This window comes from Ochrobactrum quorumnocens (assembly GCF_002278035.1).
GTDB lineage: Bacteria > Pseudomonadota > Alphaproteobacteria > Rhizobiales > Rhizobiaceae > Brucella > Brucella quorumnocens.
The window spans coordinates 414,690-438,873 of the sequence record NZ_CP022605.1; the positions used below are offsets into that span (position 1 = coordinate 414,690).

Genomic DNA, 24,184 nt, shown 5'->3' on the forward strand with positions numbered 1-24,184 from the left:
AGTTTGATGTCTAGGTTACGGGTCAAACTGATTGATACCGAAAGGAACCAGGATGACTGATATCGCTTGCTGCTCCGCATTAAGCACAGAGCCTGATGACGTAACGCATGAAGCACCTGTATCCGCCGCATGGCTTGCAGTGTTTTCGCTGACAACGGGGGTATTCGGCCTGCTGACAGCAGAGTATCTTCCTGCGAGCCTACTGACACCGATGGCCGCTGAACTTGGCGTGTCCGAGGCTTTGGCCGGACAGGCTGTCACCGTGACTGCGGTGGTGGCGCTGGTTTCCGGTCTGTTCGTGCCGGTCTTGACGAGAGGGCTCGACCGTCGTGTGGTGCTTCTGGCCTTTTCCACATTGATGATCGCCTCCAACTTGCTGGTGGCTGTCTCCTCCAGCATGACAATACTTCTGGTGATGCGTGTCTTGCTGGGCATCGCGCTTGGCGGCTTCTGGGCCATGGCCGCGGCTGTCACGATGCGCCTTGTGCCTCCTGCCCTCCTTCCACGCGCGTTATCGATCGTCTTCAGCGGCATCGCAGTCGGGACCGTTGTTTCCGTGCCGCTGGGTAGCTATCTGGGAGAGTTGTTCGGTTGGCGCAGCGCCTTTTATGCGGCGGCGGCTATTGGGCTGGTGACACTGGTATTTCAGCTTTTCACCTTGCCAAGGCTTGCGCCTCGCCAAACGACAGCCCGCCTGAGGACGGTGCTGGACGTGGTGCTACGTCCGGGTATCGCCATAGGGATGCTGGGATGCATTCTCGCCCATACTGGACATTATGCGCTGTTCACGTATATCAGACCCTTTCTTGAAAGCACCGCTAGCATTGGCGCCGATACACTCGCACTGATGTTGCTGGGCTTCGGTATCGCCAATTTCGCCGGTACTCTCCTTGGTGGCTGGTTGATGGAGCGCAGTTTGCGAGGAACGCTCGTGCTCATGCCAACGCTGGTGGGTATCGCCGGACTGGCATTGGTCTTGCTGCCGGTATCAGGGTTCGGCCTAGCGCTTCTGGTGGCGTTCTGGGGCTTGGCATTTGGCGGCGTACCCGTCGCATGGTCAACCTGGGTTGCGCATTCCGTTCCCGATCAGGCAGAAAGCGCCGGTGGGATGGTGGTTGCATCCGTTCAAGGCGCGATTGCCGCCGGTGCTGCAACCGGAGGCCTCATGTTCAGCCTTAGCGGCGTTGTTGGTGTGTTCGTTGGCGGCGGCTTGGTGATGCTACTTGCCGCATTGCTCATAGCGCTATGTGTCAAGGTAAATGCTTTGGCTGGAGATGAAATTGGTGCGCTGAAAGTTCATCTCTGAATTTCCGTTGGGTGTCTTCCGATATGTCGAAACCATTTAGCTCGCGCATCGGGCGGGCGCAACCGTGCTTGCCACGGTCTCCGGGAGCAAGAGGGCCGAACGGCTTGTCAGGCTTGGCCTCGATCATGCGATCGATCATCGTTCAGTCGACGTCGTCGATAGGGTCACGCGTCTGACGAAAGAGCACGGCGTCGATCTGGTCGTGGACCCGGTGGGAAGCACCTTGCAGGATTCTCTGGCCGCACTTCGCTCCGAGGGGCGTTTGGTATTCGTCGGCAACGCCGGCGGTTCGCAGCCTAGTATCGATCTTTGGCCCGCGCTGCAGGCGAACCAATCGCTTTTCGGTATCTTCATGGGAACTCAATTCGAAAAGCCGGATGTTTATGCCACAGCCTCCCACATGCTGGAACTGGCGGCGATGGGGGATATTGAGGTGGTCGTGGACCGGGTGTTTCCGCTCGCAGACGTCGCTGAGGCCCACACCTATGCCGAAAGCAATTCCATCCTTGGACGCGTCGTACTCGTGCCGGCAGATCGTTGAAAAGTCCCTTCACTTCCTGTGACCTACCTGCTGTGGAGGCGATTCCCGAAACGGAATTGTAAGCAGACAGGCAGGTTTCAGGAGTGCACAAAAACTCATTACAACGATCGAGAATGCGCGCTTAACAGACGCGCAGCTATCGGCCTTTAAAATTGGCCGTCAAGGCAGCGATCGAAAATGCAAAAAGCAGTCGCAGCCATGTTCTGTTAGACTGAAGCGGCCTTCTGAGGCTTTGAGCTCGGTTTGGGAATTGAGTTTACTACTCCGCTTGGTCGTAAGCGAGTCGGCGCGCTTTGATGACATCCAGATTATTTTGAACCCATAAGTTAAACTCTTCAAGGGCGTGCAGGGCTCCGTGGCCGATATCCGTCAGCTCATACTCGACACGTGGCGGCACTTCAGGGAAATAGTGGCGTATAACGAAGCCGTCACGCTCGAGATTGCGCAGCGTAAGCGTCAGCATACGCTGGGTGATTTCACCGACCGCTTTTCTCAGTGCTGAAAATCGGAGCCGATGATCCTCAGCCATAGAAAGACGCCAAAGAACCGGCACGGTCCATTTGTCACTCAGTAGGCTGCAAACCCCATTTGACGGAATGGGCCTGAATTGCTTGTCGTTCTCTGATCCGCGCGCTGTTCCGGCATCGATCTCTTCGCCCAAAGGTATCATCCTTGTTCCTGACGCTGAAAAATGTGCCGTCTTCCGGCTGAACTTTATTCGTATATATGGATGACTCTTGTTTAACGCGAGGGTTTCAAGTGACCAATAGCAAGCACCCCATTCTGGTTTTCGGCGCTACCGGAAGACAGGGAGGATCTGTCGCCAAAGCCTTGTTGAAGGCGGGATGGCCCGTTCGCGCGCTCGTTAAGGATTCCAGCAAAGCTGCATCTTTGCAATTGCGAAATGCAGGCGTCGAGCTTGTGCAGGGTTCACTTGAAGAGTTCAATGTGATCCGTTCGGCGATGAAAGACGCCTACGGCGTCTTTTGCGCGCTACCAGGAAACCTGGCCGCCAAAGACGAAATTCGTTATGGCATTTCGATCGCGGATATCGCCGCAGAAACCGGCATCAGTCATTTTGTTTACTCGTCGGGCGCCAGCGTCGGTACTGAACTGACAGGCGTTCCGCGCTTCGACGCCAAACCTCGTATTGAAGCCCATATTCGACAACTCGACATGACTACGACCATCATCCGGCCAATGATTTTCATGGAAATGCTGGTGCGCCCCGGCTTCGGTCTGGACAAAGGCCGTTTGATTTCCCTCATCAGGCCGGATCACTCTATTCAGCTCACTGCCGTGGAAGACATCGGTAGATTTGTGGCTGCGGTGCTTGCCGACAAGTCCCGCTTTGGCGGCGCAACGCTTAAGATCGCAAGCGACCGCTTGACCGGGCGTGAGCTTGAGGCAGTCTTCAGCGAAGCAGCCGGTCGTCCGATAACCTATGAACGGTTTTCCGACGACCTTCTCGCAGCAAACGATGATCTCGCGCATATGGCAAAGAGCCTGGAAAACGGGCCGCTTGCCGAGCAGATCGATCTGAAACTCATGCGAGAGCTCAACCCTGAACTTGTTACATTCGCATCCTGGCTTGTTGGCAATGGGCGCAGGTCGCTTGATGCAGCTTTGCGTGCATCAGTCTCGTGACACCACGCAAGCTTCAATAATAATAAGCGATCCGCAACGGGGCAGGCTTTCAGGCAGCTTTCGACCTTAATTGCCGTCTTTGCCACCCTATATCGTTCTTAGCTATTGAGCAGACGCTGGCGAGTCATCAGTCACGTGCCAAGGCTTCGATCGGGTCTAATTTAGCCGCATTGCGGGCGGGAAGGAAGCCGAAGATGATACCGATCAGGGTCGAGCAAGTGAAGGCCATCATGATGGAATAGGAGGAAAAGATCATTTTGAAGTCGGGGCTCAGCAAATTGAAAAAAGCGCTGATCCCGAGGGCGAGCACGATTCCCATTAAGCCTCCGACAAGGCAAACCAGAATGGCCTCGATCAGGAACTGGGAGAGGATGTCGCTGCGGCGCGCGCCGACGGCCACACGAACCCCGATCTCCTTTGTGCGCTCGGTTACAGACACCAGCATGATGTTCATCACGCCGATGCCGCCGACAATCAGCGATATCACCGCAACTGACGAAATCAGCAGCGTCAGGGTTTGCGTAGTGGTCTCGATAGTCTCGCGAATGGTCGCCGAGTTGGTGAGAAAGAAGTCTTTCGCGCCGTGCCGACGCTCGATAAGGCGCGAAACCGCGGCCTCGACATTTCCTGGAACAACATCGTCTTTGATGCGAACGGTGATGCCATCAACATTCGGGCGACCCAGCATGCGCCCCATGACGGTCGTGTAGGGCGCATAGACAGTCAGTGTATCCACCGCCGGTCCGAAGGAGTTCTCCTGCTTCGTCACACCCACGACCCTTGCCGGCATTGTGCCGAGAAGGATCACCTGCCCCACGGGATTGATAAGGTCGAGGAACAAGTCGCGCGAGGCGTTCGCGTCGATCACAACGTTCTGGCTGTAGCTTGTGACATCCTGGGCATCAAACACCTGTCCATGCGCCAACTCAAGGCCCCGTACACGAAAGAAGTCCGCGCCGACCCCCGTGACCGCCGCATTGACGGCCACGGCGGCGCGCTTGACAGTCACGCTGGTCGATACGGTTGGCGTCACGCTGTCGACATAGGGCTGGTTCGCCAGCGCTTCGGCGTCGGCGGGAACCAGGGTCCGTATCTTGCCCGCTTCCAGATCACCGAAGCCTTTCCCGGCCCGCACCTCGATCGTATTGGTGCCGAGCGAGCTGATACTGTTCAGGATTTGCTGCTGCGAGCCAGCGCCCAGAGCCGAGATTGCTGCCACCGCGGCGATGCCGATGATGATGCCGAGCATGGTCAGCAGCGAGCGCATCTTATGCGCCCAGATCGCAACCACGGCCATACGGAAGGCTTCGGTCAGCCGATCGATGACGCCGCGCCAGCCCGCGTCCGGCGCTCGTTCGCGGATAGGACGAGCCGTCGCGGAAGACTGGGGTCTATTGCGCGCGTCGGAAATGATAACGCCATCGCTGATCTTTACAACCCGATCCGCTTGGTCGGCGATCTTCTTATCGTGCGTGACCAGAATGATGGTGTGCCCCTCGGCGTGAAGCTCGCGCAGGATCTTCATAACCTCTGCGCCGCTGTGTGTGTCCAGGGCCCCGGTCGGTTCATCGGCCAGAATTATCTCGCCGCCATTCATCAGGGCGCGGGCGATCGATACCCGCTGCTGCTGGCCGCCCGACAGCTTGCCAGGGATATTGCCCGTCCGCTCGGCCAGGCCCAGTCGGCTCAACAAGGAGATGGCTCGCTTGTGCCGGTCGGATCGGCTGCGTCCGGCATAGATGGCCGGCACCTCGACATTACTCGCTGCGCTGAGGTCGCCAAGCAGATGATAACGCTGGAAGATGAACCCGAACCGCTCACGGCGTAGCGCAGCCAGTTCGTCCACAGCCATCTTCGACGTCTCGCGCCCTTCGATCCAGTAACTGCCAGTCGTTGGACGATCGAGGCAGCCAAGGATGTTCATCAGTGTCGACTTGCCAGAACCCGAGGCACCGATAATGGCCATCATCTCGCCGGCCTCGATGTCGAGATCGACGTCTTTGAGCACCTGCACCATCTCGTCGCCCGCAGGGAAAGCGCGGGATACACCACGTATGCGGATCAGCGGTTCCGTCATGACGCACGCTACCGCTTCGCCGCGGCCAATTGAGCCTGACCATCTGCGCGTTCATCTGTGGATGCTCCCAGGACAATGATCTCTCCCGCTTGAAGACCGCTGAGGATTTGGATCTCCGCGCCATTGTCGATGCCGACTTTAACTTGCCGGCTCTGGACCTCGCCCGTGGCGTCGAGCACCCGGATGCGCGCCGTGTCGCCGGCCCTCGGCGCACCTTCCACAGCGCTGAGGGGGACTAGCACGGCGCCGCTGACGCGGTTGAGAACAATAGACACCTGTGCCGTCATGGACGGCCGCAGAACCCCGTCGGCATTCGCGACGTCGATTAGCCCGGTGTAATAGACCGCACCGTTGGTTGAGCTAGCCGCGCTTGCGGCAGTGCTGCTCTCGTTGGCGATTGAGACAGGGGCCGGTTCCATCTGGCGCAACTCCCCATCGAAACGCCGCTTCGGGTCGCCAAGAATGCTGAACCAGACCGGCAGGCCGCGTCGTACACGCACGACGTCAGCCTCGGATATATCCGCGCGCACCGTCATTGTGTCCAGTCGCGCGATCATGACGATGGTCGGAGCGGTCTGCAGGGCATTCACGGTCTGACCTTCGTCGGTGACGATCGCCACCACAGTGCCGGCGATTGGAGCGGTAATGCGTGTATAGCCCAGTTCTATACCCGCCAACTCCAGAGCGACCTGGGCCTGACTAACCTGAGCGTCCAGCGCCTTAACCTCCGCCCGTGCAATGTCTAATGTGGCGACAGCCGCATCATACTGGGTGCGTGGCGCCGAACCACCTGCCAGCAGCTCACGCTGGCGCTCGAAATCCCTCTCAGCTTTCACCAGACTGGCCATACGCGCAGCGTGGACGGCGCGTATGTTGGCCAGGGCGGCCTCCCGGTCCCGCAAAGTGTTGCGCCGGGTCTGTGAATCGATCTCGGCCACCAATTGGCCAGCCTCGACGACGTCACCGATCTCGACAGCCAGACGCTCAATACGACCCGTCGCCTGGGCGCCGACGCGCACCAGCTCGAGCGGTTCGAGAACTCCGGTTGCCAGCACGACCTCTTCAATGTCGCCCTTTTGCACTTGCACGGTCACAAGTTCAGGCTTCGCCGGTGGCCGTAGAAACAAGTGCCAGACGGCCAGCAGGCCGACCAGGGTCGCCGCTGCGAGGATCAGACTCTTGCGGGTAACGTATCGTGTCATTGAGCCATGGTCCGTGCTATTGAAAATTGCGGGCTTTCTCTGTCACGAAAATTACCCCAGCATTACGGGGAGCTGTCGTCGCAACCAGTCCGTTTGGCATGGTCTGTAAAATCAACCGATCACGAGTGCTTGCAATGTGAATGGCATGCAGGGGATTGCCCGCCCGAGATCGAGCAGTCCTGGCTGTGTTCAGCCAGCACCGACGGATGAAGATGCCTTGACATGTTAGCGCAAGCGTGGGGGCCTACGGCTGCTGGAAAACGCTCCTCGCGCGCCAGCGCACGGCAAATGTGCTGCCCTTGCCTGGAGCGGAAGAAAGCTCAATATAGCCGCGGTGGCGGGTCACAATCTCATTGACCATGCTGAGCCCCAGGCCCGCACCGGAGCCGTGTGGGCTGACGCGGTAGAATGGTTCGAATATGCGCGAGTGCTTATCGCCAGCAATTCCGCAGCCCTGATCGGCTACCGTCACGCTGCCGTCAGCCTCAATACCGACCGATATCTGTCCCCTTCCACCTCCGTACTGAACCGCATTACGTACCAGATTGACGAATGCACGCTCCAAAGCTTCGGCATCACCGGGAACGAACATGCCTTCCGCGTAGCTGTCGAACGAGATTTCGTAGCCTTCGGCGATGGCCAAGGGAGCAAGTTCGGCGACCACCTTCGACACAACGTTGTTGAGATCGACAGGTACATTTTGCTGAGGTTTCTGCCGGTACTTCTCAGTGTCGAGAAGCTGGTTCGCGATCGCTGTAAGTCGTTTGATGGCCGTCTGTAGGTGTGTCTTGTCCGAACCTGGTGAAAGGGTGTCGATTCTCACCTGCAGGATAGCGATCGGCGTTCGAAGTTCATGCGCCGCGTTGACGAAGAAGCGCTCCGTCGCCTCGAAGCCACTATCGAGACGACGTAACGCCCTGTTGATGTCACGCACAACGCGAAGAACTTCGTTGGGCAAGCCACGCTCTTCGACCAGGGCACCGCGAGTGTCGAGATCGATCCTGTCGAGACGCCCGGTCAGGTCGCTGAAGGACCGCAGCGCCCAGCGTGTGACGAACGGAACGCCAATGAGGGAGATGGCGACGAGGATCAGCGCCGGCACGCCGATGGCAAGGTTACCCAACAGCACGGTCACACCATATTGGGACATCGAAACACCGCCAGCGAAAATCGTTGCCTCACCCGCCTGGGTATCAAAACGCTCCATTCGGGCGACACTCAAAGGATCATCCAGATAACCATGGAGCTCGACGCTTCTGAACGTCTGCAAGAATGGTATGTTGTTGGCGATTTTCTCGGGAGGCGCGCCGTAAGCAAGGAAAATATCTTTGCCCAGGTCTGCCACAAACCAGAGGTCAGGCGCGTCCTCCATCATCTCTTTAAGTTTGGTCGTCGGCTCCAGTTTAGCCCGGCCATTCGGCTCGAGACGGACCGAGTCTGCGATTTCCTGAGACAGCCAGATGGACGTGATCGCCACATCGGACTTGATGCCGGAAAGGAGATAAAAAACCAAGCCCAGTGAGACGATGACCGCGCATACCTGCAGGACTATAAAGCCAAGCGTGAATCGCCAGCGAAGGGATGAACTGGCCTTCCTATTTCTGCTCATGAAGGTAATAGCCTATGCCACGAATGTTCTTGACGACAATGTTGGCCTCTGCTTCGCCAAGCTTCCGGCGTAGGCGAGACACATTAGACTCCAGTGAGTTCGACTGGATCTCGTCATCAAAGGAATAGACGTGACCCTCAAGGGACGAGCGCAACACAGTGCGACCGCGGTTTCTTAGAAGCGTTTCCATGATAAGCAACTCCCGGCGGGTGAGCGCAACCCGGATGCCGTTCACATGCACATCGCTTGAAACACGATCGTAGGTGACGTTTCCTGCCGACAAGACGGACGGGCCGGTTGTCGGAGCCCGCCTCAGCACAGCGCTCATTCTGGCAATCAGCTCGGGGATTTCGAACGGCTTCGGCAAATAGTCGTCAGCCCCTTCGTTGAGGCCGGAAATGCGTTCGTCGGTCGACCTCAGAGCCGAGATGATGATCGATCGGGTATTTGACCCCGCGCGACGCAAATCGGCAAGAAACGTACTGCCGTCACCATCAGGCAATTGCCGATCGATAAGCACGATATCGTAAACCGTCATAGCGATTGCTTCGCGCGCCGTTGCCAGATCTTCAACGGCGTCAAGAACGATGCCATGCTGCGAGAGGGCCACCCTCAACGCATCCGTCATTTCCGGATCGTCTTCGATAAGTAGAAGTTTCATAATCGCCTAATGGTTTAAGTCTCGAGCTATCATTCCTGATAGTCTTTACAGCAAAACTAGGGCTCTGGTTCAGATAAGCTCGACGGTCGCAATGTCCAGACCGTCAGGTTGTTGGACATCATGAGACTGCTGCAGACATGAAGACCGGAAAAACTGAAGTTTGTCCTGTATCCATCTCGCCTTTGACGTGCGCCGCCCAGGCAGCAATCTTTATCGACAGCGACCGTAATGATCCCGGTATCTGCAGCCGTAATTATGTCGGTCCCGATGTTCCCAGCGGTCACGGCGGTTCCTGTCGTTACGTTCGCTGATGTTGCCTACCACGGCCCCTCCCGCCCCACCTGCGGCGGCTCCCACTGCAGCGCCTTCCCAGGTGCCGCTTGCCAGTCCGCCAATGATTGCGCCACCGGCCGCACCAATGCCGGCACCTTTTTCCGTCTGGCTGCACGCTGTCAGCGTCAAACAAACGAGTACGCTTGAGATTATCTTTTTCATGCCCGTCCTTTCGTTCCATCACCACTACGGCCGTCCGTCGACCATTGAGAGGCAACAAGGCCAAAGACCTATGATCGCCGAAAATTACGTGGAAGTTACGGAGAACAGGCCGCATCGACGCCGGTCGAAAGCGCAAATTCGTTTAGGATGCGTGTCTTCACGACCAGCAATTCTCAAGTAATTCCGGCGCCTAATCGATAGGCTCCGACGTAGCCCCATTCGTCACTGCGTTTCAGGATAGTGAGTCGAAATGACTATGAGGGGCTCATTCCCGACGTTCTCAACAAAGGGGAGCCCAAGGAGATAGATTCGTGCCGAGGCTGAGCGCGATGCGGCGAACCGACAATTGGAATCAGCCGTCACCCAGTTCGCGAAGGAGTTGGAGAGGCTTACTAAAGGAGACATCTCGGGCCAGATCAAAACAGTGTTCACGGGCCCGCCAGTGAACACACGAGGTTCGAGAACTTGAGCAACGCTGGGGATCGGCCGTGCGTCAGCCGGGGTACGGACCGGGTCTCGGATGGTCTGCGCCCTGAATGATGTCTTAAACTCGATCGGCAACGAGATCATCGGCAAGCCCGGCAGGACCGAAAAGGCATGTTAGTCGCGAGTATTCGAAGTGATGCCGCGCCAGAGCGCGGGACTTAGGATATGTATGGACTGTCGTCGACAGTCTACCGCGACGGTTACTGGCATCCCATCAGAACTCATCTCACTGCTATCGGGGACGAGGTTCGTTATTGTTGATCACTTCCTGGTAGGCGACAAGATCGAGAAACGCTTCTGCTTCAACAACCAATCCGTCCTCCAACCGGAATATCCATACGAACTGATTGCGATAAGGTGCACCCGATGTCGTGATGGCCGAAGCATCGAACCGGACGATGACCCTGTCCCTGACCGCCCAGACATGATGGACAGTCGGTGATAATGGCGATGCCAGGCGACTGACCAGAGGAACTGAACCACGCTGCATGAAATCCTCGACGCCGTTGTACGTATCGGCAACTGGTCCCGTACCGTGGATCGTCCAGCGGACATCCGGTGCGAGCAGGTCGAAGACATTGCCGCTCCCGGCTGCCCATTGTTCAAAAGCCTCGCGCACAACTGCTTCGTTGTTCGCCGCGGCATTGGTCACCGTTCCGGCAGCGGTACTGGCCAGCGCAGGCACGGCAACAGCGCTGAAAGCCAGCGCAATCAGAAGATTTCTTGCGGTAGCGAACCTATTTCCGCTTCGTGTGATAAAGATCATGAGTTCTATCCATTGTAAGGTGCGTGAATTGAACGGATCATCAATTATGCGCCCTCCTGCCAACAGGTCGCCAAATGATGCTCTTTAACTTCTCATCGCTCGTCAGTTTGCTGAGGCAGTAGGGCGGATGGTAATCTCAGTCGTATCAACACCCGCCGGTGCTTCAATCACATGCCTCACCGCATGAGCTATATCAGAAGGCTGAAGCGCGATTGCGCGATATGTATCCATCGCGGCCACGGTTTCCGGATGTGTAATCGTCGATGCAAGTTCGCTTTCGACGACGCCAGGATTAACGCAGGTAACGCGAATGTTCGTACTTTCCTGCCGTAGTCCGTCAGAAATTGCCCGGACTGCGAATTTTGTTGCGCAATAAACAGCAGCTGTCGGCACCACCTGTAGCGCACCGATGGAACCGAGATTGATGATGTGGCCGCTTCCCTGAGCTTCCATAATCGGCAAAACCGCGCCGATGCCCCAGAGCACGCCCTTCACGTTGACATCCACCATGCGCTCCCATTCGTCCTGCTTGCCAGCAGCGAGCGGCGAGAGCGGCATCACACCGGCGTTGTTGATCAGAACGTCAATGCAACCCCATTTCTCCATGGCCGTTTGTACGAACTCGGCCATTGACGTGCGATCAGTAACGTCCAGTGAACGAGCTTCCGCAAAACCATCCGTATCGCGGATGTCTGCTGCGATTGCTTCGATCCGCTCGAGGCGACGTGCACCCAGTAATAGCCTTGCTCCGGCTCCACCAAGCTCCCGGGCTATGCCTTCACCGATGCCGCTAGACGCACCGGTAATCAGAATGACCTTGTCCATGTGGTTCTCCTTCTATGTACTAAAAGAAAAGATGGACGATCGTGACTGGTGATGGTATCCGTCATCCGCTGGACTAAATGGTTAGCTACGCTGGACAATGAAAATCGACCTTAATCTCGTTCCGCTCTTTCTCGCAGTCGCGCAGGAGCATAATTTCCGAGCTGCCGCTGATCGGCTGGGTATTACGCGGTCAGCAGTCAGCCAGGGGATCCGACGACTGGAAGACGTACTTGGTACAGCGCTTGTCATGCGCACAACGCGTTCCGTTCGACTGACCGAAGCGGGGGAGCGCCTGCACAATGAGTTGTCCCAACCCATATCGGATATCGAAACCTCCTTTGAAAATGTGTCGAGCGATAATATGCCGCGCGGGCTCCTCAGGATCGCTGCCACTTCAATCGCCGAGCAGTTCCTTTCCGGCCCGCTGATAGCTTCCTTTGCAGCTGCTAATCCTTACGTGACAATTGATGTCACGGTCACGGATGATGAGTTCGACATCGTAGCCGCTGGCTATGACGCGGGAGTTAGATTGGGAGAGGTTATAGAACAAGATATGATCGCCATTCCGATAACCGGTGATCAACGGGAGATGGTCGTGGCTAGCCCGTCTTATCTTCAGCTCCATGGAGCACCCAAACATCCACGCGAGCTGGTTCATCATCGCTGCATCGGTTGGCGTCCCGCCCCAAATGTCGCTCCATATCGCTGGGAATTTGAGGAGAACGGAATTCCGTTTGATGTGGCTGTTGAACCGCAGATCACCACCAACGATCTCCGCCTGATGCTACGCACTGCTCTTGCCGGAGGCGGCATCACCTTTGCGCCGGAAGAGACGTTCCGACCGTTTATGGAAACAGGCCAACTGGTGCCGCTGCTCAAAGAATTTCTGCCGCTCTTCCCTGGATTTTTTTTGTATTTCCCGCAGCGCCGCAACATGGCTCCAAAGTTGCGAGCGCTGATCGACCATATTCGGCGGGCGGACTCACGGTTGCCAATTGCTCCCGCTCCGTGATTGCCAGTCAGAGTTTCGCGTATCTCGCTCCCGACCGGATCGCGTCAGTTGTTCCTATATCGAGTAACCCCACCTCTTCATTGGAACGCGGGGCGATACAACGTGAGACAGTGACCATGCACATAAATGCGACCAGTCCGGAGCCATTATCTGCCTACGAGTTACATACAGATTGCGGTTGAATGCACATAAATATGCGCATATAATTATCGACTAAAGGAGCATGTGTTATGCCACAACTGGAATCTGCCCGGACATTCAAGCGCGCAACCAATCTTTCAATCGATAATGAGCTTCTTTCTGAAGCGCGCCGACATAAGATAAATATTTCGCGTGCAGCCGAGATTGGAATTGCGCAGGCGCTAGCTGCTGCCAAGTCAGCACTTTGGAAAGAAGATAATCGTCCAGCGATGCAAAGTTCTAACGCTTACGTCGAAGAAAATGGCTTACCTCTTGAACGTTATCGTCAATTCTAATGGCGAGATATGACGTTTACTCCAATCCGGGTGGCGGCTATGTGCTCGACGTACAGGCTGATCTACTGGATGAGCTAAAAACACGTATTGTCATCCCACTAATTATTAAAGCGCTGGCCCCCATCCCCGCGAAGAGGCTCAATCCGAGCTTCGAGATTGAAGGAGAGGAGCATGTGTTGGTTACACAGTTTATATCGGCAATTCCGGTGTCCGGATTAAAGAACCCGGTCGCAAACCTTTCTCCTTCACATGACGAGATCGTATCCGCGCTCGATATGGCGTTTCACGGATTTTGAACTCTACCGCTCAGTTATTCAACTGGGTGACAACATTCATAATCAGTTAAGAAGCCGCGCTCTTGGAGAGCCGACCACCGAAATGAGGCCCGAACAAGGACATGTCGACGTTTCAGATTTTCATTGACGACAAGGCCGTTGAAAAGCTCAGAGGCAAGTTACAATCGCCTTGATCCTTCATGACACGCTTTCGCTCAAGCAGCAATTTGCCTCCCTCACGGCATAGTTGCGTCCAAATTTAAGGTGTACTCGGTGCGCAAGGGATTTTTGCAACGGAACCCCATTGTGGCAGGAGAATTATTCCCGCGGCATGAACATACTTTGTTCTCAAAAGTCAGACAGTTCCACCACTTTGGTCGCGTGACGCCACGATAAGGATGGTGTAAACGAAGGTTATTACCGGCATTCTGACGGCGTTTGTTGTATTTTCTATCTGCATGCTTTTGTGGTCTTCACCGAAGGCCGGGTCCCAGTATATCTGAAGGAGGTATGAATGCGAGTGTGTCTGATTACAGGTCTGCTGACTCTTATGGCAACTAGTGTGGGCGTCGCTGCGTCGTGTGAACAAAGTTTTAAATCGGAGGGCGTCCCCCTCTTAACTCCGACAGTCTACCGCGCAACACAAAGCTTTGCAGGTGTGAAATCGTCGGATGCCTTGCAGCGTATGGCACAAGCTATCGCAGCCGACGGTTTTTCTGGCATCACGATCAACAAGCAGCTCTCCTCTATTGACGCCTTTCAGGATGGGTCCGGATCAGGTCGTATGCAGACCTTGCGCGTGACCGCTCGGAAGCAAGGCAAGGGTATACGCGTTGACGCTATCTTCACACTCAAGGTGGGGCAGACGATGAGCACGTCGGTGGCGCGCAAAGGACTTTGCGGTTTCATAGCTGCTGCAGCAAATTAAACTGACAGGCCCGATTTTCAGTAGGGCGCGTTGGTAAGCGCGTTCAAATCGGGCCTAATCGTCTCCAAAGTCTTCCGGCGCTATCTGGCACCCCTTCGAAAGATCGAGTGGGTGGTCTACGCCAAGCCGCCCTTCACAGGGCCCGAACAGGTTCTCGACTACGTCGGCCGCTACACGCACCGTGTTGCCATCTCCAACAACCGGCTCGTCGATATCGAGGATGGCGCTGTGCACTTCCGCTGGAAGGATTATAGACACGGTGATCGGCAAAAGGTCATGAGCGTCACGGCTGACGAATTCATCCGCCGCTTCCTGTTACATGTGCTGCCTCAGGGCTTTCATCGGATCCGCTATTACGGTTTCCTTGGCAATCGGTATCGCGAACAAAAGCTTGCCCATTGCCGCGACCTGCTCGGCATGCCGGTTTCAGCACCATCGGAGAGCCGGGCGCCGAAGGTGTACCGCGACCGTTACGAGCAACTCACCCGGCGTTCGCTCAAACAATGCCCGACCTGTCTTCAAGGGCAGATGATCACGATCGAAACTTTCGACGGCGTCACCGGACCACCGCCATACCGGGATAAGTCATAAAGAAGCGCAGCACGTTCATCGTCACCATCGCCCCGTTCGTCCGGCAAACCGCGCCGGTCCTGCGAAAGTATGCGCCTGTGCTTGCCACCAGTGCCTTCTCAGAGCTCACGCAGGCACTCGCCACCTCTTTCGAAACTGGAATCCGCACTGATTTAGTAACCCACGCCCCGCAGCTGCCACGTCAACACCATCGCGTGATGCCTTTTCCTGCGATGGTCACCAATTCAATACCCATAGGACCTGAACCGCACCAGCGGCTTAGCCCAACACATTTTTAGTGCACGGTCGCAAGCGGCCTCGGCGCGCTCATCAACGTCGACACCCGCGACGCCACGCTAAAAACGCTCTGCATTATGCTAAGATTTGCATAGCCGGAAGAACGCACTTTTTGCGGCGACGACGAAGGTGGCATCGCTTGGGACGGATCGCTTCACCGATCGAAACCTGCAAATTAACGATGTCGAACCCTTCGCCTATCTCAAGGTAACACTCACCGCTAAGCACTTGGACATCCCCAAAGCCGCCTCGATGACCTGCTACCGTGGAACTTCAAAGCGTCAAGCTAAGACAGATGTGCTCCACAGCGAACGCTTACTCTCCAACGGCACGCGATACCTCCTTTCGGCGGAGGCCCACCCCGGGAGCGAGCCTAGTCCTGAAAAGCAAGGCCATCGCTGAAATTGCCGCTGAAATTGCGCCCGGCTTCACGGGCGATATTGGCCACAAGCGTAATCAGGCGCGTCGCTGCGCTTTCGAGATAAATAGCGCTGTAGCTCGTCGCCGGGAAAACGGCATTGGTATTCAGCACTTGCAGCTCGCCCGTCCGAAGCTCTTTCTGGATCACCACAGGCGGAATGACGGAAATCCCGACCCCTGCCGAAATCATGTTAATCGTCGTGGTGAGCGAGTTGGAATAGTGAACGGTCGCGTCTTTCAGGCGCTCTTCCGTGAAATAATTGATGATCTGCTGATAATTGTAGGAACCACTCTCATAGGAAATGAGATTGCAGCCGAGCAGATCATCGCGTGACAGCATGTCTTCAGCCCCGCCCGGAAACTGATTGCTGCGCGATATCCAGAACATGCCGAAAGTGCATATGTCGACGATGCGCAGATTGGGCGAAGGCTCGGGCTTGATAGCGAAAACGATATCGAGTTCGCGCTGCTCCAGTTTCTGCACGATCCCTTTCGATGATGAGGTCGTGATCGAGATGCGTATCTGCGGGTAGCGTTGGCGGACAATATCGAGAATACCCGGCAATATGGTCATGGCGAGGCTCGGAACGATGCCAATCTTCAGCGTGCCTTCAAGCCCATTTTGCGGGCTCAGGCTTTCCACCAGATCATGATAACGGCGCACGACATCGCGCGCGCCCTCGACAAAGGCTTCGCCTTCTCCCGTCAGATTGACGTCGCGGGCATCGCGGTCGAAGAGCCGGAACCCCAGTTCCTGCTCCATCGCGCCGATACGATTGGATATTGCCGCCGGCGTCATGTTGAGGCGAGCCGCCGTCGCCCGGAAATTACGCAGTTCCGACAACCAGATCACCGTTTCCAGAAAACGGATATTCATGGACGGGCATGTCCCTTCCCATTTCAATCACCCGCGCGCCTGCGTTTCTTGAAGTCCCTTATAGCGCCCGGACAATCAGATTCGTCCTTTCCTTCTAAGACACTTGCGGGATGAAAATAAGCAAATAGTCATATTCCACCCCACAAATGATCAGGGCCGGCCGAAACCGGCCCGTATCGGATCAGCCTCCCGCGTGGGTGAGAATTTTCTTGGTGGCGCCAGACACGTCACCGAGCTTGAGGCCGGTCTTTACCGAGGCTTCGCGCACCTTACCCTTGTCCTGCATGTCGAGCGCACGCGAGGCGACCGCGTTCACTTCGTCCCGCGGCAAGACCAGAACCCCGCTCTCATCGGCCAGAATGGCATCACCGGGGTTGACGACGACACCGCCGCAGGAAACCGGAATGTTGATACCGCCCCCCAGGTCATAGAGCCGGGTGGTGATGGGCGAGATACCCCTCGCCCACATCGGAAAATCGGAATCCTCGATTTCCGTCAGGTCAGTGCACGGGCCATCCACGATGCCAGCGACCGCACCCGAGACCTTCGCAGCGATGGTTACACCGCCGCCCCAGCACGCATAGCGGTCGTCGCCCATCCGGTCCACCACCAGAATATCGCCGGGGCGAAGCATTCCGGTTACGTAGTGAAGCAGGGTGGAATCCGGACCCGGTATGGCGATGGTGACGGCAGTGCCGACCACACGGCGCTTCGGGAGGAGCGGCTGGATTGAGCGATGCATGAAACCGAAGAAGCGCCAGTGCCCGACGGTGGCTGTCTCGACCCCCGACAGAAGCTGGAGGTCACCGGCAGCAACCTGCTCCGGCATGGGATTGACCGTATACATATGACGCCTCCTATGCGCAGGCTTGCAACTGCTTGCCGATGCGGCGATGGCTGACCATAGGAATGAGCGAACGCACACGCTCGATCTGCGCACGCTCGATGCGCGCCGTCACGAAGCCGACGCCATCAGACGCGCGCGCCACGACATGGCCCCATGGATCGCAGACGAGCGAGTGACCATAGGTATGACGCCGCTCGCCATTCGAAACCGTGCTGCCGGTCTGACCGCAGGCGGCAAAATAGGTCTGGGTTTCGATCGCACGGGCGCGCGCCAGCACCTCCCAGTGGTCCTTGCCAGTTTGCAGCGTGAATGCGGCGGGAAGCACGATGACATCGGCACCGGCCTTTTCGAGCTCCAGATAAAGTTCGGCAAAGCGGATGTCGTAGCAGATCGCGCAGCCGATCTTGAACCCGTCAAGATCATAGACGACGACATTCTCGCCCGGCTTGACAGTTGCGGATTCCTTATAGGCCGTTCCATCCGGTCCAACGATGTCGAACATATGGATCTTGCGATAATGCGCGATCTCCTTGCCTTCACGATTGAAGACGAAGGTGGAATTGTAGATGCGCTTTTCGTTTGGAACCTTTTCCATCAAGGTTCCGGCATGGACGAAGACCTTGTGCTCGCGAGCAAAGTCCTGCGCCATCTTGTAGGCAGCACCACCGGGAGCGCTCTCGGCTGCCGCAAGTTTCTCTTCCGGAGTACCACCGTAATATTCGAAATATTCGGGCAGCACGATCAGGTCCGGAGAATCCGTGCGCACGGCGTCTTCCATCAATCCCCGCGTAATACGCAGGTTTTCTGCCTTGTCGGTCTGCGGGCTTGTTTGGATCAGGCTAATCTTCATTTCTTCCTCCAGCGAATGAGTGGGTATTCAGTTCCGAAATAATCAGGCAACCAGGGCTTCGCTTTTCAGCATGTTCACAGTCGAAACCATGCCCTGGCGAAGCGTCATGTTCTGGGTGGCGACGACCAGCATCGCGGCACCCTCTTCCTGTGCGAAGCGCCGTTCGGCTTTGGTCCAGGCGGGCATGATCCATGGCTTGCCGGCAGCGTGTGCAGCGGCTGCGCAACGGCGCAGATCGGCCTTGTCGTCATCATTGAAAGCATATGCTCCCCGACCGCGCGCAAGCGCCAGATCCGAAGGGCCGGGAAACAAGCCGTCGACCGTATCAAGCGCGATAATCTTCTCGACGTCGGCAAGACTTTCCGCCGTCTCGACCATGGCGAAGCATTTGGTACGCTTGTTCTCTTTTTCGAAGGCATCGGTCTCCGGACGGGCGTAGCCGAAAACGCGACCACCGGTATAAGAGCGAGTGCCGACCAGCGGATATTTCGCAGCCTTCGTAACCTGATGCGCATGTTCCACGCCGAGAATATGCGGAACGATGACGCCATTCGATCCAAAATCGAGTGCCTGCTGGATGGCCTCCGGCGTCGGCGCCAGCACCTTCGTCAGGGTGGAGAGCCCCTGCGCCTTGGTGAAAGCCAGAAACTGATCCAGTGTCGACAGGTCGAAAGTTCCGTGTTCGAGTTCCAGAACGAAGGATGAGAAGCCGCAGGTCCGGGCAATTTCCAAATAGCTGAAATGCGGTTGCGACATCCAGAGTGCGATATTTTCCATGCTTGCAGTCACTTTCAGTTGGGAGGTTATTTGCCGATTGTGCGTGACAATCCGAGTGTGCGTTCGATGACGAAGATGATGAGCAGCGTGGCCGCGATCAGCACGACCGAGATGGAAGCGGTCATCGGATCGGTGCGGCTTTCGACATAGTTGAAGATTTCAACCGGCAGCGTCGTCATGCGTGGTCCGGTGATGAAGAGCGAGATCACCACCTCATCGAAGGACAGGAGGAAGGACAGTGCCGAACTCGCCACCAGACCCGGCATCATCAGCGGCAGGGTGATGCGACGAAACACAGTGAACGGTGACGCACCCAGCATCGTGGCCGCCTCTTCAACCGACGGTGGCAAAGTCGAGAACGCCGTTATCATGATGCGGATGACGTAAGGGGTCGTCACGATCAGATGGGCGATCACAAGGCCCGTAAATGTGCCGAGCAGTTCCAGCCGCACGAAGACCAGCAGAATGGCAAGGCCAAGCACGATGGACGGTAGAAGCAGCGGCGCGGTAAAGAGGTTCAGCACCGCTTCGCGTCCACGGAACTGATACCGGCGGATCGCATAGGCCGCCGGGATTCCTGCCAGAAGCGACAGGACGGTAACGACCGATGCAATGCCGAGGCTGGTCCAGAACGCCAGAATGAGCGTTTCATGATGCAGCATTTCCGCATACCAGCGCACACCCCAGCTCTGCGGCGGAAAAGTGAGATAGTTGTCATTGCTGAACGATATCGGCACGACGACCAGAATGGGGGCCAGCAGGAACAGATAGAGCAGGCCGACCAGAAGGCGGAATGGCAATGAAGTTGAACCAATCATCTCGTTTCTCCTTTGCCAGTCAGTCGATACGACGTGCGATGCGGGAATAGACTATCAAGGCGAGACCGAAGATGATCAGGACAATGACGGAGGTGGCGGCGGCTCGCGGCCATTCAAGCTGGATCACAGCCTGATCGTAGATTTCCGTCGCCAGCAGGAACACGCGCCCGCCGCCGAGCAATTTGGGCGTGATGAAGGAGCTGATTGCCAGCACGAAGCAGAGCAGGCAGCCAAGTGCGATACCCGGCAACGTGAGTGGGAGGATGATCCGGCGAAATCGCGTGAAGGCATTGGCGCCGAGCGACGCCGCGGCCTCCTCAAGCGAGGCGTTCAGGCGCCCGAAACCGGCGATCAGCGAGAGCGCCATGTAAGGGATCAGAATTTCCACCATGCCGATGAATACGCCGAGCGTATTGTTAACGAGCCTGACGGGGGAGGAAATGATGCCGAGATTCATCAAAGCTCCATTGACGAGCCCCTGATCGCCGAGAAGCACCATCCAGCCATAGGTGCGCACCACACTGCTGACGAGCAGCGGCGAGACTGTCACCACGAAAAGGAAGTTGCGCCAGACCGGCGAAACACGGTGCAGGAAAAGCGCAATCGGATAGGCACAGATAAGCGTCGCCAGCGTGATGAACGCACTCAACCAGAGCGAGTTGAACACCAGACCCCAATTGAAACTGTCGGTGAAGAAGTTGATGTAGTTTTCGAACGTATAGCGGTCTGTCAGGACACCGCCACTCTCGCTCTGCAGGAAGGATATCTGCGCCAGATGCGCGACCGGCGCAATGAAGGCGATAAGATTGATCAAGGCCATTGGCAGAAGGAGCGCAACGGCGGTGAGACTGTAACGCCTGCGTCTCGATGGCTTTGCCGGGATGATGTCGGTAGATGTGATCGCTGTCATGACATCAGCTCCCGAAAACCAGCATGTCTTCCGGTTTCCATTCGCACAGCAGCCGGTCACCGGTATGGAATGCATGCCCCGCACTGGCGGTCGGTACTTCCACTTTCAGGCAGGCGCCCTCAATCTCGATGTCGTATTGAACGATGTCACCGATATAGGTCGTGCGCCCGACCACGCCGTGGGCGCTGTTGGTTACGACACTGACAAGATTGCGATCGCGGTTGGGCGTGAGATTGATGCGATGCGGACGAATGGCGATCTGCCCTGACCCGCGCGACTTTGCATGCGTGTTGCAGCGATAGGTGCCGCTGCCCAGACGGCAGACATTTTCGTCGACGATCTCGCAATTGTGGACGTTGGCACGTCCGACGAATTTGGCCACGAACAGGGAGGATGGCTTCTCATAGATTTCTTCCGGCGAACCAAGCTGTGCCAGCTTGCCGCTATCCATCACGCCGACGACATCGCACATTGTCAGTGCTTCAACCTGATCATGCGTGACGAAAACCGTCGTGATGTCGAGGCGCTGCTGAATCTCGCGGATTTCGATCCGCATGTCATCGCGCAGCTTCGCATCCAGATTGGACAGGGGCTCGTCCAGCAGAAGAATGCGCGGGCGGATGACCAGCGCACGCGCCAGTGCCACACGCTGCTGCTGGCCACCGGACATTTCCTTAGGCTTGCGCGAACCATAGCCAGGAAGCCGCACCATTTCGAGCGCTTCCTCAACGCGCTTCTTCGCCTCAGCCTTGCCGACCTTGCGCATATCGAGACCGAAAGCGACATTTTCGGCCACGGTCATATGTGGGAACAAGGCGTAGTTCTGAAAAACCAGACCAATATCACGCTGATGCGGCGGCCTGTGCGATATATCGTTGCCATCGATCAGGATGTTGCCATCGGAGATCGATGCGAGACCGGCAATCATGCGCAAAGTCGTAGTCTTTCCGCAACCGGATGGGCCGAGGAGACCGAGCAATTTTCCGCGCGGCAGATCGAGATGAAGATCGTCCACTGCCCGGTAATTGCTACCGTAAAGCTTGGTGAGGGCCTTCAACTGTAGAAATGAGCTTTCTGCTACCATATCGAAACCTGTGAGTAGTCGTTGCCGCCCCAGCGAAACGGGGCAGTGCAATCAATTTCAAGATGAGATGCGAGGGGCGACTAGCGACCAGCCGGGATGATCTGGCGACGCCAAGGATTGAGCAGCTTGTCGCGCATGTCGCCGATTGTCATCCAGTTGACCGGAATAAGCTTTTCGCGTTGGACCGTATCCATGTACGGGATGCGCTTTTTCGTTTCGTCGTTCACATCCGCTTTCGTGTTCGATGGCGCATAGAACATAATCTCGGCGAAACGGGCCTGCGCCTCGGGGCTTATCGCGTAATCGATGAATGTCTTGGTCGCATCCATATTTTTGCCGTTGGCAATCGCACTGATGACGTTCACTTGCGCAGCCGTGCCTTCCCTCGGTCCAACCGACTGAAGCTTTCCACCGGTCTGATCGAAGTAGAACTGGGCGCGTGCATTATAGCCGATCGACAGAGTGGCCGTGCCATTTGCAACCAGCGTATAGGCATCGGGCTTCGGTTCCCATGTCTGCACGGCAGGTGCGAGCTCCACCAGCTTGTCGACGCCCGGTTTCACGGTTTTCGTATAGTCGTCTTCACCGGCGAGACGGTTCGCGATGATCGTAAGCAGGATAGCCTGAATATCACCGCCGCCCTGTGCCGGTATGATGACCTTGCCGCTTTGCTGCTTGTCCCAGAGCCCTTCCCAGCTATCCGGCGGGCTTTCCGCAAATGCAGCGTTATTATAAAGAAGCGAAAGCGTGTCATATGTGATGGGAATTGCGGCGGCGGCCAGTTCCTTTCCGAGATCGGCGATGTCTGCATAATTCTGGAGCGATGCCGGATCGAGCTTTTCGACCAGCCCTTCCTCCTCGGCAATCTTGGCGACCGAAAGGTCATAGATTACGGCATCCGTCTGCGGTGAAGATTTCTGGGCGCGCATATTGCCGAGCGATGTCGCTGCATTCTGCACGCCGTAATAAGTGACCTTGATGTCGGGATGTTCCTTCTGGAACGGTTCGATGACGGCCTTGACGTAATTGTCCTGGAATGCGCCGCGATAACCCATCACGGTGATTTCCGCCGCATTGGTCGCGAAAACTGTCATTGCCGAAACACTGAACGCTAAACTTGCCAGAAAAGCCGATTTTCTGTTGATCGAACGTGCCATCAGTCACTCCCCTTTTGTTTGAGGACAAAGTGAAGAATGGTATCCGGTGCGTCCAACGACTTATTCTGTCCGCCTGTTCGATTTTTGTTTATTAAACCGTATTCGACCTTTCTCAACCAAAGACAACCACGGCCGATTTGATGATGCCCCATCTGGGCTTTGACGCATCTGACAGTTGGCGACCTCACAACCAGATGGATCTGTTGCAAAAATTTCGGTGGGACAAAGCGTGGCTGACCGATGGACGCTATTATGCTGCAAGCGCTGTGAATTGTTGTTTGAGTGAAAGCGCTACGGTTGACCCGAAATTGCCTTGCAACTTTCGCATCATGTGAACGAGCTCGATACCAGCCAGAGTGATGCTGGCGGCCGCTTCGGACTTGAAGCCGAGCATGGATCGTATCCATCGTTTGACACGGCGATGATCCCGTTTGGCACCGTTACGTTAACCTGCCTACGGACATATCCCGGACTTTGATGCTGTTTCAAGCGGATTACAGGCCAGCGATATCGCGCCAGATAGTATTGGCGGTTTGGCGTAATTCTCGGTGAATGGCAGAGGTGAAGCGGTGGCGGGGAAAATGATGAAGGTTATAAATCGGGTCGTGAATGGATGCGAAACGTTGCAAGTGCCGAGCTGACTTGAAGCGCTTCATGCCGCGCTCTCGCCGTCTTATCGGTTGATGTGAATTTTCGGCCCGATTATTCAAACCCTTGTGCTGGCGATGATCACAGACCGTGAGACCGATCTCACGAATGGCGGCGCCATAAGAGCCAAGCTTGTCCGTGACCATGACACGGGGAACTGCGCCCTGACGTGACAAGAGTTTGCGGATAAAGCGTCTGGCGGCTCTGGTATCGCGGCGTTTCTGGACCAGCACTTCAAGTACAAAGCCATCTTGATCAACAGCGCGCCACAGAAAGTGCCGTTCTCCGTTGATTGTCACGACAGCCTCATCAAGGTGCCATTTGTCGCCAAGGCGCGGTGTGCGGCGACGGATTGTATTGGCATAGTCTCGTCCGAACTTCTCAGCCCACTCGCGCACTGTCTTGTGGGTAACGATGATCCCTCGGTATGCCAACATGTCTTCGACCATGCGAAAGCTCAGTGGAAACCGGAAATACAGCCACACTGCTTCGGCAATAATCTCAGGTGGAAAGCGAGGAGCGATTGTGGTGCATGCCATCTTATCAACCGCTGAGACTTACATCAAAGTTAAGGTTACGGTGCCCTATGACGGACATTAATGCTTGATCCGCGCACGATCGCT

23 protein-coding genes and 3 pseudogenes are annotated in these 24,184 nt (G+C 56.4%); 8 read left to right on the forward strand and 18 right to left on the reverse strand.

Features of this window, described 5'->3' with window-relative positions:
• The first annotated feature begins 52 nt into the window (after window positions 1-52).
• Both CES85_RS24025 and CES85_RS24030 read left to right on the forward strand, forming a co-directional pair.
• Window positions 53-1,306, forward strand: a complete 1,254-nt coding sequence (locus CES85_RS24025) for an MFS transporter (protein WP_095448339.1) — start codon at window positions 53-55, stop codon at window positions 1,304-1,306.
• Between the two features lie 52 nt (window positions 1,307-1,358).
• Window positions 1,359-1,847: pseudogene (locus CES85_RS24030) on the forward strand (quinone oxidoreductase family protein); the annotation flags it as partial.
• Window positions 1,848-2,106: 259 nt separating this feature from the next.
• Here the strand turns inward: CES85_RS24030 and CES85_RS24035 are convergent.
• Complete coding sequence (locus CES85_RS24035; RefSeq protein WP_095448340.1) at window positions 2,107-2,517, reverse strand: winged helix-turn-helix transcriptional regulator; 411 nt, start codon at window positions 2,515-2,517, stop codon at window positions 2,107-2,109.
• Window positions 2,518-2,606: 89 nt separating this feature from the next.
• On the opposite strand from CES85_RS24035, the gene CES85_RS24040 reads away from it, so the two are divergent.
• Window positions 2,607-3,494 carry an NmrA/HSCARG family protein gene (locus CES85_RS24040; protein WP_095448341.1) on the forward strand — a complete coding sequence of 296 codons (888 nt, stop codon included), beginning with the start codon at window positions 2,607-2,609 and terminating at the stop codon, window positions 3,492-3,494.
• 127 nt (window positions 3,495-3,621) lie between these two features.
• Here the strand turns inward: CES85_RS24040 and CES85_RS24045 are convergent, their stop codons facing one another.
• From CES85_RS24045 to CES85_RS24075, 7 genes are all read right to left on the reverse strand, one after another.
• A complete protein-coding gene (locus CES85_RS24045) occupies window positions 3,622-5,571 on the reverse strand; it encodes a MacB family efflux pump subunit (protein WP_095448342.1) in 1,950 nt (649 codons plus the stop codon).
• Window positions 5,572-5,579: 8 nt separating this feature from the next.
• The gene (locus tag CES85_RS24050) at window positions 5,580-6,773 is read right to left on the reverse strand and encodes an efflux RND transporter periplasmic adaptor subunit (RefSeq protein ID WP_095448343.1); all 1,194 of its coding nucleotides are present in this window, start codon (window positions 6,771-6,773) and stop codon (window positions 5,580-5,582) included.
• Between the two features lie 244 nt (window positions 6,774-7,017).
• The gene (locus tag CES85_RS24055) at window positions 7,018-8,382 is read right to left on the reverse strand and encodes a sensor histidine kinase (RefSeq protein WP_095448344.1); all 1,365 of its coding nucleotides are present in this window, start codon (window positions 8,380-8,382) and stop codon (window positions 7,018-7,020) included.
• Window positions 8,369-9,043 carry a response regulator transcription factor gene (locus tag CES85_RS24060; protein WP_095448345.1) on the reverse strand — a complete coding sequence of 225 codons (675 nt, stop codon included), beginning with the start codon at window positions 9,041-9,043 and terminating at the stop codon, window positions 8,369-8,371. The genes CES85_RS24055 and CES85_RS24060 overlap by 14 nt, the downstream gene beginning before the upstream one ends.
• Before the next feature lie 210 nt (window positions 9,044-9,253).
• Window positions 9,254-9,538: a YMGG-like glycine zipper-containing protein gene (locus CES85_RS24065; RefSeq protein WP_095448346.1), complete on the reverse strand. Its 285-nt coding sequence runs from the start codon at window positions 9,536-9,538 to the stop codon at window positions 9,254-9,256.
• Window positions 9,539-10,256: 718 nt separating this feature from the next.
• A complete protein-coding gene (locus tag CES85_RS24070) occupies window positions 10,257-10,790 on the reverse strand; it encodes a nuclear transport factor 2 family protein (RefSeq protein WP_095448347.1) in 534 nt (177 codons plus the stop codon).
• Between the two features lie 102 nt (window positions 10,791-10,892).
• Window positions 10,893-11,615 (reverse strand): SDR family oxidoreductase, encoded by a 723-nt coding sequence (locus CES85_RS24075; protein ID WP_095448348.1) that lies wholly within the window; start codon window positions 11,613-11,615, stop codon window positions 10,893-10,895.
• A gap of 97 nt (window positions 11,616-11,712) precedes the next feature.
• Between CES85_RS24075 and CES85_RS24080 the strand changes: the two genes are divergently transcribed.
• From CES85_RS24080 to CES85_RS24100, 5 genes and pseudogenes are all read left to right on the forward strand, one after another.
• Window positions 11,713-12,627, forward strand: a complete 915-nt coding sequence (locus CES85_RS24080; protein WP_095448349.1) for a LysR family transcriptional regulator — start codon at window positions 11,713-11,715, stop codon at window positions 12,625-12,627.
• 230 nt (window positions 12,628-12,857) lie between these two features.
• Window positions 12,858-13,103, forward strand: a complete 246-nt coding sequence (locus CES85_RS24085) for a type II toxin-antitoxin system CcdA family antitoxin (RefSeq protein ID WP_095448350.1) — start codon at window positions 12,858-12,860, stop codon at window positions 13,101-13,103.
• Window positions 13,103-13,399, forward strand: coding sequence for a CcdB family protein (locus CES85_RS24090; RefSeq protein WP_095448351.1), 297 nt, complete (start codon window positions 13,103-13,105; stop codon window positions 13,397-13,399). Before CES85_RS24085 ends, CES85_RS24090 begins: the two co-directional genes overlap by 1 nt.
• A gap of 664 nt (window positions 13,400-14,063) precedes the next feature.
• Window positions 14,064-14,306, forward strand: a complete 243-nt coding sequence (locus CES85_RS28190) for a hypothetical protein (protein WP_342352148.1) — start codon at window positions 14,064-14,066, stop codon at window positions 14,304-14,306.
• A gap of 69 nt (window positions 14,307-14,375) precedes the next feature.
• Window positions 14,376-14,897 (forward strand): annotated as a pseudogene (locus CES85_RS24100) (IS91 family transposase); the annotation flags it as partial.
• Between the two features lie 649 nt (window positions 14,898-15,546).
• Here CES85_RS24100 and CES85_RS24105 read toward each other — a convergent pair.
• The 10 genes and pseudogenes from CES85_RS24105 to CES85_RS24150 form a co-directional block, all read right to left on the reverse strand.
• Window positions 15,547-16,470 carry a LysR family transcriptional regulator gene (locus CES85_RS24105; protein ID WP_095448353.1) on the reverse strand — a complete coding sequence of 308 codons (924 nt, stop codon included), beginning with the start codon at window positions 16,468-16,470 and terminating at the stop codon, window positions 15,547-15,549.
• A gap of 181 nt (window positions 16,471-16,651) precedes the next feature.
• Window positions 16,652-17,317 (reverse strand): RraA family protein, encoded by a 666-nt coding sequence (locus CES85_RS24110; protein WP_095448354.1) that lies wholly within the window; start codon window positions 17,315-17,317, stop codon window positions 16,652-16,654.
• A gap of 10 nt (window positions 17,318-17,327) precedes the next feature.
• Entirely contained in the window at window positions 17,328-18,167 is an 840-nt protein-coding gene (locus tag CES85_RS24115; protein ID WP_095448355.1) for a carbon-nitrogen hydrolase family protein, read from the reverse strand.
• Window positions 18,168-18,209: 42 nt separating this feature from the next.
• On the reverse strand, window positions 18,210-18,944 hold the full coding sequence (locus CES85_RS24120; RefSeq protein WP_095448356.1) for an HpcH/HpaI aldolase family protein: 735 nt from the start codon (window positions 18,942-18,944) through the stop codon (window positions 18,210-18,212).
• A gap of 26 nt (window positions 18,945-18,970) precedes the next feature.
• A complete protein-coding gene (locus tag CES85_RS24125) occupies window positions 18,971-19,762 on the reverse strand; it encodes an ABC transporter permease (protein WP_095448357.1) in 792 nt (263 codons plus the stop codon).
• A 19-nt stretch (window positions 19,763-19,781) separates the two neighbouring features.
• Window positions 19,782-20,672: an ABC transporter permease gene (locus tag CES85_RS24130; RefSeq protein ID WP_095448358.1), complete on the reverse strand. Its 891-nt coding sequence runs from the start codon at window positions 20,670-20,672 to the stop codon at window positions 19,782-19,784.
• A 4-nt stretch (window positions 20,673-20,676) separates the two neighbouring features.
• Complete coding sequence (locus CES85_RS24135) at window positions 20,677-21,756, reverse strand: ABC transporter ATP-binding protein (RefSeq protein ID WP_095448359.1); 1,080 nt, start codon at window positions 21,754-21,756, stop codon at window positions 20,677-20,679.
• An 80-nt stretch (window positions 21,757-21,836) separates the two neighbouring features.
• The gene (locus CES85_RS24140) at window positions 21,837-22,913 is read right to left on the reverse strand and encodes an extracellular solute-binding protein (protein WP_095448360.1); all 1,077 of its coding nucleotides are present in this window, start codon (window positions 22,911-22,913) and stop codon (window positions 21,837-21,839) included.
• Window positions 22,914-23,163: 250 nt separating this feature from the next.
• Window positions 23,164-23,355: pseudogene (locus CES85_RS24145) on the reverse strand (IS6 family transposase); the annotation flags it as partial.
• Window positions 23,356-23,407: 52 nt separating this feature from the next.
• Window positions 23,408-24,100, reverse strand: a complete 693-nt coding sequence (locus tag CES85_RS24150) for an IS6 family transposase (RefSeq protein ID WP_095448361.1) — start codon at window positions 24,098-24,100, stop codon at window positions 23,408-23,410.
• Between the last annotated feature and the right edge of the window lie 84 nt (window positions 24,101-24,184).